This is a genomic window from Psychrobacillus sp. 05T411, assembly GCF_056396485.1.
The window spans coordinates 21,157-33,146 of the sequence record NZ_JBFTLO010000016.1 but is presented as its reverse complement, the minus strand read 5'-3'; the positions used below and the strand labels follow the sequence as shown (position 1 = coordinate 33,146).

Here is an 11,990-nt window from a genome sequence, read left to right as displayed (position 1 = left end):
ACGAGGAGTGGAACAATGTCATTCGAGCTTATAAATTCGAATTAAAATAAAAGAAATCATGACAACTTGGCCATAATTTATTTATTTCACTGCCACCCATAGTCGGCCCATTTACGGTAAGCCGGTAGAAACTTGCAGGCCAYATCCCTGCGATTATACGAGTTATTGCTATTTGAATATTTCCCATTATAGCACGACAATTTTCTAATTCAATGAATACAAAAAAGTTGGAGGATTCACAAAATTCCATTGCAGTTTGTTACAGGTGCCAGGCACCTGCAACAAACTGCAACACGCCTGTAATACATCTGCAATATTTGTTATATTTTATTTTCCGCTTTTAATGATTTGAATGCATGGATGAAGGTTGCTGGGTTAACTTGGATATTATAAGAAAATACCCCTTGGTTTGTATGTAAGTATAGAATCCCTCCTCCAAATGAAAAGGTTTTATGTGAGATGTCGTGGACGTTACTAAGCTCAAATTGATGGCTGGTCGAAATAATTTTTTCCGAATTTAGTTGGAGTTTATGCTGTATTTCAATTTGCTGCATTTGAAAATAAAAATCTATTTTCCGCTCAATCTCTATATAAATAATGGAATGCTCACTCAACATATATCCCTCCTATATCACCCTATAGTCTATCATGCTTTACTTATTACTATTCAATACAAGGTACTTTCACAATTAACTAAGGGCTATCTCGCATAGAGATAGCCCTTAATCTTGAATAAAACTAAATAAGCGTAACGAACTCCTTTGTTTGAGCTTCTAGCTTTTCAGAAGCTGTAGAAATGCCTTTAAACTCCTCAAGTGCTACACGAATTTCATCTTGACTCTGTTCAATACTTTGCTGTGTCTTTCCATTACTTTGCGTCACTTTGTTCACTTCTTTTGTAATACCTTCTATGTTTTCACGGACTTCTACGATGGAATTTTCTACTCTTGCTGCAAGCTTTCGAACTTCTTGTGCAACAACATTAAACCCTCTTCCATGTTCGCCAGCTCGAGCAGCTTCAATTGCTGCATTTAGTGCAAGTAGGTTCGTTTGTGCCGCAATTTCTCTAATTGTTTGAACGATGCCTCGAATGGAATCAGCTTGTACTTGTAAGTTTTCTAATGTGGCAGTGTTTTCTTTTGAAACACTAGCAATTTCATCGATTCTCCCTAACAATTCTTCATTTCTTTTAATACCCATTTCTGCACGTGTACTTAAATCCCCGGACATTGCATTAAGTTCTTTCGTTACGTCGATTATCTTATTATGTCGATCTGTAACATTCGTAGCTACCTTCGTTACGCCAAGTACTTGACCACGCTCCCCAAAAATAGGCATATACGTTGCTTCTAACATAACACTGTTTCCATTAGCATCCTTGCGCTCTACTTTATCGTGAAATGTCTTTCCAGCATCTAAATCTTTCCAGAACTTTTCATATTCATTACTATTCACATACTTCCCGAAACATAAATCACGATGGCTCATTCCCAACATTTTTTCTTTCGCATAGCCAAGTTCATTGGCAAAATTATCGTTCACATATGCTACTCGACGGTCTAAGTCAAACCGAATAATCGCTAAGTTTTTTTCTAATGCATTTACAACCGTCATGTCATTTACTTCTTCCACTTGAGAGAAACTCATTCTACTAAACCCATCCTTTTTCCAATTAATTCGGAGCATATGCAGATATATCAAGTACTGTTTCTTGCCCCAATGCAAATCTAACAAGTTCAGCACCAACAAATGGTCCCGCTGTTAAACCGGAAGCTCCTAGACCATTTGCAAAATAAATCGTTGAGAAACCAGGTAAATTTCCTATTACCGGAAGAAATTCAGGCGTGTATGGTCTAAACCCTACTCGTACTTCTTTTACTTCGGCATTTTCTAAAGATTTTGCAATATTTATAGAATTATCGAGTAACTCTCGCTTTCCTTCCTCTGTTACACGGATATCATAACCAGTATTTTCTTCGTAAGTGGAACCAGCTACTACCTTCCCATGATCAAATGTAAGTAAATACTGGTTGGATGGAGGCAACACAACCGGCCAGTCCCCTGTGTTTTCATCCTCTATATGAAAGTGCATAATTTGTGCTTTCTGAAAGCTTACTTTCATATTCACTCCTAGTTTTGATGGAATTTCATTGCCCCAAGCGCCGGCAGTGAGAATAATTTTATCCGCTTTTAATTGGCTTCCATTTACGAAAACATTACCATCCAGAAGCTGCGCATCGCCATAAATCACTTCCGCTCCTAGCTTCTTCGCTGCGTTAATTAAGGCATCTCGCATTGCACGCCCATCCACCCTAGCAGCCCCTTCGACGTATAAAGAAGAAAAGTCTTCCGAAATAAGTGGAAATAAAGACTTCGTTTCACCCGGAGAAAGAATTTTCAAGTCACCAATCTCCGGAGCTTCTTCCCGTTTTTCCATTGCACGCTCGAACATTTTTTGTAGCTTTTTCGCATCATTTTGCAATGCTATTGCTCCTACTTGTTTATAACCAGTCGAAGTTTCCCCTAATTCCTCGATCTCTTTTACAAGCTGTTTATAGTATTTGGCACCATTTCGAACAAGTGCATACCACTTTTTATTTCTTCTTTGAGAAATCCAAGGGCAAATTATTCCCGCGGCCGCTGCTGATGCTTGCCCTAAATCCTGTCGATCAATTAATGTAACTTTCACGTTCTGTTTTGCCAGGTGATACGCCGTGGAGGCACCTAAAATTCCTCCACCTATCACGATAAAAGAAGCCATTTATTACTCCACTCCACTTTCTAAAATAGAAAAAGTACCATTCTCACAATCGATTTCTGCCAAAGCTCCATACGGTAAGGCAAATTTCGGCTCGGTATGACCAAAGTTCAAATTGTATAGAATAGGCAAATTCGTTAACTCTAACTCTCTCATAATTTTTACAATTGACTCTTTATACTCTTCGTAATATTTTTCTTTCAAAGGTTTTCCGAAAATGATGCCCTTTGCTTTTTGTAAAATTCCTTGTGAACCGTAGTTCCGTAGCCAATATTCGATATTCGAAGGTTCTGGCATTTCTTCGGACGTTTCGAAAAATAATATACTATCCTTCCAATACGATTGGTCTGGCCAAAGAGACGTTCCTTTTGCAAATTCTAATACTTCGATGCATCCTCCGATTAATGTTCCTTGAGCTATGCCACTTCCTTGCAGCACCTCATAACCTTTATTGGGATACATTTTTCGTTTTGTATATTTGTTTGTTTCAATCCATTCCAGGCGGTCACTGGTCCATTCAAGCGCTGGTTTAATTTCCCCGATTACTTCATTTGAAAATAAAGTCTTTTTCAAAGCTTCCACTGTGTAATCATGCATTTCTACATTTTCGGCGAAGTCCATTAATATGGCAGGACCGTAAAAAGAAGAAATTCCCGCTTTGTGACAAAACAAATGAGTCACAGTAGAATCTGAGTAACCAATGAATACTTTCGGATTTGATCGAATGACATCAAAATCAATATATGGAAATAGGCGAATGCTTTCACTCCCGCCAATATTGGAAATGATTCCTTTAATCGAAGGATCCTTAAAAGCATCCATCAAATCCTCTGCTCTTGCTTGTGGATTTTCATATAAATAATCAGCGCCTTTTAAGCTATTTGGCATTGCAATGACCTCAAGACCAAACACTTTTTCTAGTCGTTCGACTCCTTGTTCATACCTCCATGTTAAATCAGGTTCCCCTGCACCACCCCAAGATAAACTGATCGTAGCTACTTTATCGCCCGCTTGAAGCATTTTTGGTTTTTTTAGCATCATCATAAATTCCCACCCTTTTTGTATAATTATAGCCGAAACATTCCATTTATTATTGTCTAAACTTAAAGAATTTGGGTATAAGATAATTATATCAGTGCGAATGGAAGTGAACGAGATGAAATGGCAAGGTAGAAAGCGGAGTGCCAATGTAGAAGACAGACGTGGTAAAGGCAGCGGAAAAGCAATTGCTGGTGTTGGCGGAGGTTTAGGATTAATTATAGTGCTTATCGTAACCTTGCTTGGTGGAAATCCAGCAGATTTAATTGGTAATTTAGGTGTAACCGAGCCATCTAGCTCTGTCCCATACGAGGAAACGGCACAAGAAAAAGAACTAGCAGAATTTGTATCTGTTGTGCTCGCGGATACAGAAACAGTTTGGACCAAAATATTTCAAGAAAATGGCTTACAATATACAGAACCAACGCTTGTTCTTTATACCAATAGTGTAAATTCGGCATGTGGCGCTGCAGGTGCATCTGTCGGTCCTTTTTATTGTCCAGGTGATCAAAAATTGTATATCGATTTGAGCTTTTATCAGGAATTGCAAGAGAAATTCCATGCACCTGGGGATTTTGCCATGGCTTATGTGATCGCTCATGAAGTAGGTCATCATGTACAAACACTGCTAGGAACTACGGAGGAAGTAATGCCCCTTCGACAAAAGTTAAGCGAAGAGGAATTCAATAAATACCTTGTTCGGTTTGAACTTCAAGCAGATTATTTCTCCGGAGTATGGGCAAAACATGCACAAGGAATGGGCTTGTTGGAAGAAGGGGATTTAGATGAAGCACTGACTGCTGCAAGCGCGGTCGGTGATGACACATTGCAAAAACAAGCAATGGGGTATGTCGTACCAGAAAGCTTTACCCATGGTACTTCTGAACAGCGTAAATCCTGGTTCTACAAAGGCTATGAAAATGGAACCATACAGGGTGGAGATACTTTTAAAACCACCTCCCCTTAAAGCAGATTCTTGTGAGTCTGCCTTTTTCATTGAGGTAAATGCTCGTCAGTCACGAAACTCTCTCAATTCAGTTAAAACATATACTTACAAAGCCTTTCAAATATTAATTTGAAGGGTTTTTGGCATGTTTCAAATGGCTGGTGCATACACTCTTTTTATTGCCTTGTAATATTAGACATCTACTTTGTAATGTTATTGGTAAATCGTCGTAATGTTCCTGTAATACAACACTGCTAATATATGGAGTAGACTAAATAGCAAGGGGTAGAGTATTTGAGAAAAATTCTTGGGACACTCATCATCACATTTGCATTATTGGTTAGCGGAACTTCAACAGGTGTGGCAGCATCTTCATCGCACACCGTACTAAAAGGGGACACATTATATAAAATTGCGAAAACATATAATGTATCGATCTCCAATTTAAAATCATGGAATAACTTAACATCTGATACGATTCAACCGAAACAAAAACTGAAAATCACTACTACAAAACAAGCTGCAAAAACAAAAAATCCTTCTCGCTCCGATTCAGAGGATAAAGTCGTGAAGGAGATTGTTGTATCCGCTAGTGCATTTACTGCGAATTGCAACGGTTGCTCTGGGACTACAAGCACAGGCATTAACTTAAAAAAGAATCCGGATATTAAAGTAATAGCGGTTGATCCAAAAGTCATCAAGCTCGGAACAAAAGTTCATGTAGAAGGATATGGATATGCTATTGCAGGCGATACAGGTGGAAATATTAAAGGAAACAAAATTGATGTGTTTTTCTCCTCTAAAAGCGATGCATATAAATGGGGACGTAAAAACGTAACGATTAAAATATTAGAATAACCAAATGGGGTTGTGCCACAAGAGATTATTATTATCTTTGGTGCAACCCCTTTTCTATTCACTAATAACTAAAACTTTATTCTAAGCCGAAATCGCGAAGAATTACTTTATTGGTTATCCCTTCAATTACTGATTCATAATATGAATTTTCATGGGGCACGAAACTAGCTATCGTTACTAGTTTATTAACAGGGATCCTTGTTCCTGCTTCACTTATTACAAAACCTTCTATTTCTAGATTATTCGATTTCCCTGACCAAAGCTCCGTAAATTGCTTGAATTCCGCTCGAACAACTCCTGAAACCTCTTCTGTTTGAAGGACAAAATCATCAAAATCTAAATTGCATGTATAAACATAAACATTGGCCAACTCTTTATCAATAAGTTCACCCATAGTCACCGAATAATCCAGTATCCCAAGCGAAACTAATTCCTCAAATGACACCATAATTCCAAGCTCTTCCGCCACTTCTCTAACGCCATCACGCACGGTCTCCGAAGCTAATAAATGACCTGCAGCCGTAATATCTAACAATCCAGGATAATCCTTTTTGGATTCACTTCTAATTTGCAAATAGATATAATCTATTCCTTCTTCCCTACTGATAAACCAACAATGAAACGTTTCATGCCAAAGTCCAAGCTTATGCACTTCATGGCGTGCAGCCGTTCCGATAGCATTTCTATTTCTATCAAAAATCTTTAGCAATTCCTCTTCCACTTCTATTTCCCTCCCTCCTTTTATGACAATCTTGTTACGGGTGCCTGGCACCTGCAACAAGATTGTAATCATCCATTTATGAGATTTACAAATTCATTAAGTTTGTCTAATGAGATCAAATTGTGATTACATTTATGACTGTCTTGGCAAATATAATTGCCCCTCTTAATATAAGCATCTTGTGTTGCGCCTTTTACTGCAGAGGTAAACATTCCAATTTCCTCGATGCGATTGCATAGCGCACAAATACCTTTCTTGTTGGAGATTGTGTAGTCTCCTATAATTCCAACTAGTTTACCTTGATATTCTACAATAAGGAATTTTTTGTTGGAGCCTTTATCCAACCATCCTAAATAAGAAATCTCCCTAAAATCTATATTTTCTAGTGAAGGAGTTTTTAGTTTCTTCACTTTTGGAAATAACTTTTTAATGGTTTGTTCTGTTACTTCTTTAAAAGGGATGACATAAGGTTTTATATGTGCCAATAATGCTTCGGCATCTGCTTTTTCTTTTATTTCTATAATGGGATGTAGGAATTGTCTTTGTTCTTCATTTAGATTTTCGAACAAATTGGATATTTTTTCGCTAGTTATGGACTTTAAAGCATTTAATACGCGCTGATCGTTTACCGTAGAATGACCATTTATTAATGCTTGCCCTTGATTTTTTATGAAATTAAATTGATCGTTTCTAATAAAAGGATGCATACTTATCTCTCCTTAACACATTTTTACTAATGTTTTCTACTAGTTTATTGTAGCGGGAAGTTATCTTTTAATAAATGGAAAAGACGATTGGGAAATGTTCTTTGCATACAAAAAGCTGATAATCCTTTTATGGATTTATCAGCTCAGTATAAATTACTTTGTATAAATTATCTTTTTAATCGTTTCAACGGATAGAAAAAACTCTTCCGCTAATTGAACCATCGAAGTTCCACTCTTATAAGCTTGTTTAATCGAATAATTTCTATCGTCGATTCTCTGTCTTTCTCCAGATAATGTTCCCCACTGCTTGTAGTTGTTATCAAGTTTCGGAATATAAATAGTTTCCCCTTGTATATACTTCTGGATTTCCTTTACAAGATCTTCAGGTAATACAGAAGTTGCTTTTACATAAGTCATGTTGCTCGCTCCTTATCTTTTTTAAACTTCCAATAAGGTGCAAAGCCGACATTATGAAATGGCGATTAAAGGTCTTCCCACGCAAAGTATCGCCTTTCTATAATTAGGCTTTGCATGAGACGTTGCACTATCTGGCATTCTATTATTATTTGCCACGAAACTCACCTCTCTTTATTCATAGTTTATAACAAGCATACATGGATTACCAAATACATATAGTTTTAAAAAAGAGATTCTAAACTATATAAGGAGTGATCCATTTCATGAAAAGATATTTTATAATATTGGCTGCTTTTATCATTTCTACTATCTTTAGTACAACCGTTGTAATAGCAGCCGAAACACCTTTGCCCCATCTCATAGCCTTCCAAGATCACTTGCTCGATTTTAGTGAAATCAAAGTAATCAATCAAGATCCAAAAGTTCCACTTGAGGAAATTGCAGCACATCTAGATATCCCTTTTGAAATAGAAAAAGGCATTACTTACATACGAAAAAACGGAATAGAAATTAGTTATAACGAAAAGTCACAACTAACATCTAAAGACGGGGTAGCACTCGAGTGGTCCCCAATTGTTAAAGTGGATGGCAAACTTTTTATCAGTGTAGAATATATGGCAAATGAAATAGGATACAAAGTGAAAAACTTCGAAAAACAGAAAACACAACGTATCTACAAAGAAGACTGGACTCATATGTCGCACGCAAATTTTGAAGGCTATTTAGAGAAACTTTTGAATAAAAAACAACCTTCAACGACCACTTCAAAAGCAAATGTCTACTTAACGTTTGACGACGGTCCCAACAAATTTACTGCTCTCAATAATTCCATATTAAAAAAATATAATGCCAAAGCAACTTTCTTCTTTTTAGGAAACCATATGAAAAAGAACGCATCCATTATCAATTCAGTAGTAAAAGATGGTCATTATATCGGAACGCATAGCATGACACATGATAAAAGCAAAGTTTACCTTTCTTCCAAATCTTTCATAGACGAAATGATTGAAGGAACGAAACTAGTCAAAAAAATGACTGGGAAAGACACAAAACTTGTCCGCACACCCTATGGCAGCAAACCACATATAACAACTGCTATGAAAGCCAAGCTAATAAAGAACGACTTTAAACTATGGGATTGGGACATCGATTCGAACGACTGGAAATACACCGATAAAGAAGCAAATAAAATTGTCCAAAATGTCCAAATCGGAGTAGAAAAAGCCTACAAATCCGGAGACGGTGACATCATCATCCTTCTCCACGACCGTAGCCAAACAACAAAAGCACTACCGCAAATAATAGAATGGCTTCAAAAAGAAGGCTATACACTCAGAACATACGAACCAGACCATCATATCGTACAAAACTTCCTACGAGACACTACCCTTTAAGCAATTATGACAGATATGTTACGGGTGCCAGGCACCCGTAACATATCTGTCATAATGATAATTTTACTTTCGCTCGTTTTTCAATTGTTCTAATAATCCTCGTACTTTTTTTCTTTGGTTCTCTGTTTCTTCTTCTAAGTGTTCCACTTTATATCTGTTATTCTCGACGAGGATATGCACAATATACCCTTCTTTTAAGCTCACGTCTAGTTCAGAAATAGGAATATGCAGTGTTTTTGTTTCACTCGGGTATTTTAAGAATACCGCGAGTTCCCCCTCTACTCGATCGAGTGTGTATTTATTTGAGTTCACTCATCACTACCCCCTTCTCATTTAGTAACTGCGCTGCGTCGCCTTCGTTTCTCCACATTTGTCTATTTGTCCATTTCAAATGGCTTGCGTCTTCTAATGCATCTGGACCACTTGTAATATAGATGGTTTCTCCTGCCTCGATAGATATATTCGGAAAATTATACACTTGGTTGCCCGCAACAGAAACCAATTGCCATCCTTCTAAATTAACTGCCTCCTCCCCCTGATTTGTAATACCAACGATTTCTTCACGCACATCTTTTTCTGAAATATAAAGCGGTGTTTCTGCCACGTTTTCTTTTTCGTTTGGAATAGAATCCGTCTCAACAGTGTAATCTCTTCCATCCGTTTTCACTACAATATTTCCAACTTCCGCAGTACTATAAATGTCCGAATTTACTTTTTTCAATCTAGTCACAACTTCCGGAGTAGGGTGACCATACATATTATTCTCTCCATAACTTAAAATCGTCACTTCCGGTTGAACCTCCCGAATAAAAGCATCCGAACTACTCGTATGAGAACCATGATGCCCAGCTTTTAAAACAGTAGATTTCAAATCATATTCGCTCAGCATACTTTTCTCCACACCTGCATCAGCGTCCCCGGTTAATAAAAATGAAACATCCTTATATTGTACCTTCAACACAATAGAAGCCTCATTATTATCATCATCTTTCTCCCCAGTATTTAAAACAGTGACTTCTATACCCGAATCTAAAGGAATCGTATCGCCTACATTTGGCACTATAAACGGGATATGCTTGTCCAAAATAAGCTGTAACATTTTCTCATACGTCTCCGTAGTATGCTCTTTTCCCGAATCTACGAAGTTTTTAATCGAAATAGAGTTTAACACTGCGAGCAGTCCACCAATATGATCAGCATCTGGATGTGTCGCTACAACATAATCTAACTTTTCCACGCCCTGTTGTCGCAAGTATGTCACTACATCTTTTCCCACTTCCTTTTTCCCACCATCGATCAGCATATTCTTTCCTTCAGGAGATTGAATAAGGATAGAATCTCCTTGTCCAACATCTATAAAATGAACGCTCATTTCTTTTTTAGCCTTTGTTTCAGTTGAAGATGTTTCTATTTCTGTTTCTTGACTTTCATTTTTCGGTTCTAGTGTGCAGCCAAATGTAATAAGAAGCAACAACACACTAAAGATCGATAGTACTTGTTTCATTTAAACCCTTCCTTCTTAACACCAGTTCCTAATATACTTTACTAATTTACAGAACTATTTATTTCCCCAATAGTGTTACAGTTATGTTACTGGTGCCAGGCACCAGTAACATAACTGTAACACTCTCTTGACAAACACTCTACTTTTGTCATAGAATTATCAATTGTGATTACAAATCACGTGGTTCGAGAACCTCCCACGGAAAAAAACTAAGGAGAAATGAATAATGAAAACGAAAACTCTTGCAATAAGTGGTATTATTGCAGCTTTATATGTTGCGGTTTCGCTTCTAATTGCACCTTTTGCATTTGGTGCAGTACAATTTCGTATTGCCGAAATGTTCAATCACCTGATTGTCTTTAATAAAAAATACTTTTTTGGAATTGTACTTGGTGTAATCGTAACGAATATGTTTTCCCCTATGGCTGCATATGATTTAACATTTGGGGTAGCACATTCGATTATTACTTTATCACTTACTATTTTTGCAACTAAGTTTGTTAAAGGACATGTTGCACGTATGGTATTCAATACGCTCATCTTCACGTTTACAATGTTTATCATTGCATTTGAACTACAGCTTGCATTTGATCTACCATTTTTCTATACATGGTTAACAGTTGCAGCTGGTGAATTCGCTGTATTGGCAGTAGGTATTCCGATTATGACTGCTTTAAATAAGCGATTAAATTTTAAAGCAATGATTTAAATAATTTACACCCGGTTCCCAAATCAGAACCGGGTGTTTTTATATTATTTCTCAATCAAACCTTTCTCCACTAAGAAATCATGGGCAACATCTTCCGCTTTTTCTCCGTCAATATCTACTTTTGCATTCATCTTTAACATATMCTCTTCCGAAATTTTCCCGGCTAACTCATTTAATACTTTTTCGAGCTCTGGAAACTTCTCTAAAGCTTCTAAACGTACAACAGGAGCTGCGTCATACTTAGGGAAAAATCCTAAATCATCTTCTGTTGTCTGTAATTCAAAACGTTCAATTCGTCCATCTGTAGTAAATGCTGGAATAATATCTACTTCACCATTTTTTACAGCTTCATACATTAAATTCGGATCGAGGCTTTTCGTTTCCGTGAATGTAAATGGATAAGAGTTGATCAAATCATCAAATCCGTCACCTTGCCGTTCATAAAAAGCATGGGGGGCTCCAAATACCATATTCCCAAACCTAGAAACTTCCACAAGATCAGAATAAGTCTTTGCATCATAATCTTTGTCTTTGGCATACGCCAATGTATAGGTATTTTCAAAACCAAGCGGACTTAACCAAGTTGCTTGAAACTGCTCTTCATACCCTTTCTTCACTCTTTCCAACACACTTTCCGAGCTTTCCCCTACTTCAGACGCCTCTTTTAACACATCTTTTAAACCTGTTCCCGTGTACTCCACATATAAGTCAATATCACCTTTTTCAAGTGCTGGTGTCATAATCGCCACTTCCCCGAGTCCTTCTTTATACTCCACTTGATAATCTGTACTRGCCTCAATATATTGCCCTAAAATTTGCGGCAATATATATTGTTCTGTCCAAGGCTTCCCACTGATAACGAGCGCCTCTCCCGAATTCGAACAAGCACTTAGTAATACAATTGCTGCCATTCCAATCATGACCAACATTTTCTTCAT

Annotated in this window: 14 protein-coding genes and 2 riboswitches; of the genes, 4 read left to right on the top strand and 10 right to left on the bottom strand. The window is 37.3% G+C overall.

Annotation, left to right across the window (positions count from 1 at the left end; translation table 11 throughout):
* Nucleotides 1–79: 79 nt before the first annotated feature.
* A riboswitch (purine riboswitch) is annotated at nt 80–181 on the bottom strand.
* A gap of 139 nt (nt 182–320) precedes the next feature.
* The 4 genes from AC1DFT_RS13595 to AC1DFT_RS13580 all read right to left on the bottom strand — a co-directional run bounded on the left by AC1DFT_RS13595 (nt 321) and on the right by AC1DFT_RS13580 (nt 3,796).
* Nucleotides 321–617: a hypothetical protein gene (locus AC1DFT_RS13595; protein ID WP_478159294.1), complete on the bottom strand. Its 297-nt coding sequence runs from the start codon at nt 615–617 to the stop codon at nt 321–323.
* Between the two features lie 121 nt (nt 618–738).
* Complete coding sequence (locus AC1DFT_RS13590; RefSeq protein WP_478159293.1) at nt 739–1,647, bottom strand: methyl-accepting chemotaxis protein; 909 nt, start codon at nt 1,645–1,647, stop codon at nt 739–741.
* Between the two features lie 25 nt (nt 1,648–1,672).
* A complete protein-coding gene (locus tag AC1DFT_RS13585) occupies nt 1,673–2,761 on the bottom strand; it encodes an NAD(P)/FAD-dependent oxidoreductase (RefSeq protein WP_478159292.1) in 1,089 nt (362 codons plus the stop codon).
* Nucleotides 2,762–2,764: 3 nt separating this feature from the next.
* Complete coding sequence (locus AC1DFT_RS13580; protein WP_478159344.1) at nt 2,765–3,796, bottom strand: S66 family peptidase; 1,032 nt, start codon at nt 3,794–3,796, stop codon at nt 2,765–2,767.
* Nucleotides 3,797–3,914: 118 nt separating this feature from the next.
* Between AC1DFT_RS13580 and ypfJ the strand changes: the two genes are divergently transcribed.
* Nucleotides 3,915–4,763, top strand: coding sequence for a KPN_02809 family neutral zinc metallopeptidase (gene ypfJ / locus AC1DFT_RS13575; protein ID WP_478159291.1), 849 nt, complete (start codon nt 3,915–3,917; stop codon nt 4,761–4,763).
* A 273-nt stretch (nt 4,764–5,036) separates the two neighbouring features.
* On the top strand, nt 5,037–5,600 hold the full coding sequence (locus AC1DFT_RS13570; RefSeq protein WP_478159290.1) for a 3D domain-containing protein: 564 nt from the start codon (nt 5,037–5,039) through the stop codon (nt 5,598–5,600).
* Nucleotides 5,601–5,676: 76 nt separating this feature from the next.
* On the opposite strand, the gene AC1DFT_RS13565 is transcribed toward AC1DFT_RS13570, so the two are convergent.
* From AC1DFT_RS13565 to AC1DFT_RS13555, 3 genes are all read right to left on the bottom strand, one after another.
* Nucleotides 5,677–6,321 (bottom strand): NUDIX hydrolase, encoded by a 645-nt coding sequence (locus AC1DFT_RS13565; RefSeq protein ID WP_478159289.1) that lies wholly within the window; start codon nt 6,319–6,321, stop codon nt 5,677–5,679.
* Nucleotides 6,322–6,389: 68 nt separating this feature from the next.
* Entirely contained in the window at nt 6,390–7,028 is a 639-nt protein-coding gene (locus AC1DFT_RS13560) for a FusB/FusC family EF-G-binding protein (RefSeq protein ID WP_478159288.1), read from the bottom strand.
* 153 nt (nt 7,029–7,181) lie between these two features.
* A complete protein-coding gene (locus AC1DFT_RS13555) occupies nt 7,182–7,445 on the bottom strand; it encodes a CD3324 family protein (protein WP_478159287.1) in 264 nt (87 codons plus the stop codon).
* 263 nt (nt 7,446–7,708) lie between these two features.
* Here AC1DFT_RS13555 and AC1DFT_RS13550 point away from each other — a divergent pair, with 263 nt between their 5' ends.
* Nucleotides 7,709–8,839: a polysaccharide deacetylase family protein gene (locus tag AC1DFT_RS13550; protein WP_478159286.1), complete on the top strand. Its 1,131-nt coding sequence runs from the start codon at nt 7,709–7,711 to the stop codon at nt 8,837–8,839.
* Between the two features lie 63 nt (nt 8,840–8,902).
* On the opposite strand, the gene AC1DFT_RS13545 is transcribed toward AC1DFT_RS13550, so the two are convergent.
* Both AC1DFT_RS13545 and AC1DFT_RS13540 read right to left on the bottom strand, forming a co-directional pair.
* Nucleotides 8,903–9,151, bottom strand: a complete 249-nt coding sequence (locus tag AC1DFT_RS13545; RefSeq protein WP_478159285.1) for a DUF3006 domain-containing protein — start codon at nt 9,149–9,151, stop codon at nt 8,903–8,905.
* Nucleotides 9,138–10,343 (bottom strand): MBL fold metallo-hydrolase, encoded by a 1,206-nt coding sequence (locus AC1DFT_RS13540; protein ID WP_478159284.1) that lies wholly within the window; start codon nt 10,341–10,343, stop codon nt 9,138–9,140. Before AC1DFT_RS13540 ends, AC1DFT_RS13545 begins: the two co-directional genes overlap by 14 nt.
* Nucleotides 10,344–10,517: 174 nt before the next feature.
* A riboswitch (PreQ1 riboswitch) is annotated at nt 10,518–10,562 on the top strand.
* A 7-nt stretch (nt 10,563–10,569) separates the two neighbouring features.
* Between AC1DFT_RS13540 and AC1DFT_RS13535 the strand changes: the two genes are divergently transcribed.
* On the top strand, nt 10,570–11,052 hold the full coding sequence (locus tag AC1DFT_RS13535; protein WP_478159283.1) for a QueT transporter family protein: 483 nt from the start codon (nt 10,570–10,572) through the stop codon (nt 11,050–11,052).
* A 44-nt stretch (nt 11,053–11,096) separates the two neighbouring features.
* Here the strand turns inward: AC1DFT_RS13535 and AC1DFT_RS13530 are convergent, their stop codons facing one another.
* The gene (locus tag AC1DFT_RS13530; RefSeq protein WP_478159282.1) at nt 11,097–11,990 is read right to left on the bottom strand and encodes a glycine betaine ABC transporter substrate-binding protein; all 894 of its coding nucleotides are present in this window, start codon (nt 11,988–11,990) and stop codon (nt 11,097–11,099) included.

Bases quoted from the DNA above. Each gene is read 5' to 3' on its own strand.
- AC1DFT_RS13595 (WP_478159294.1), bottom strand. From the start codon at position 617: ATGTTGAGTGAGCATTCCATTATTTATATAGAGATTGAGCGGAAAATA.
- AC1DFT_RS13590 (WP_478159293.1), bottom strand. From the start codon at position 1,647: ATGAGTTTCTCTCAAGTGGAAGAAGTAAATGACATGACGGTTGTAAAT.
- AC1DFT_RS13585 (WP_478159292.1), bottom strand. From the start codon at position 2,761: ATGGCTTCTTTTATCGTGATAGGTGGAGGAATTTTAGGTGCCTCCACG.
- AC1DFT_RS13580 (WP_478159344.1), bottom strand. From the start codon at position 3,796: ATGCTAAAAAAACCAAAAATGCTTCAAGCGGGCGATAAAGTAGCTACG.
- ypfJ (WP_478159291.1), top strand. From the start codon at position 3,915: ATGAAATGGCAAGGTAGAAAGCGGAGTGCCAATGTAGAAGACAGACGT.
- AC1DFT_RS13560 (WP_478159288.1), bottom strand. From the start codon at position 7,028: ATGCATCCTTTTATTAGAAACGATCAATTTAATTTCATAAAAAATCAA.
- AC1DFT_RS13555 (WP_478159287.1), bottom strand. From the start codon at position 7,445: ATGACTTATGTAAAAGCAACTTCTGTATTACCTGAAGATCTTGTAAAG.
- AC1DFT_RS13550 (WP_478159286.1), top strand. From the start codon at position 7,709: ATGAAAAGATATTTTATAATATTGGCTGCTTTTATCATTTCTACTATC.
- AC1DFT_RS13540 (WP_478159284.1), bottom strand. From the start codon at position 10,343: ATGAAACAAGTACTATCGATCTTTAGTGTGTTGTTGCTTCTTATTACA.
- AC1DFT_RS13535 (WP_478159283.1), top strand. From the start codon at position 10,570: ATGAAAACGAAAACTCTTGCAATAAGTGGTATTATTGCAGCTTTATAT.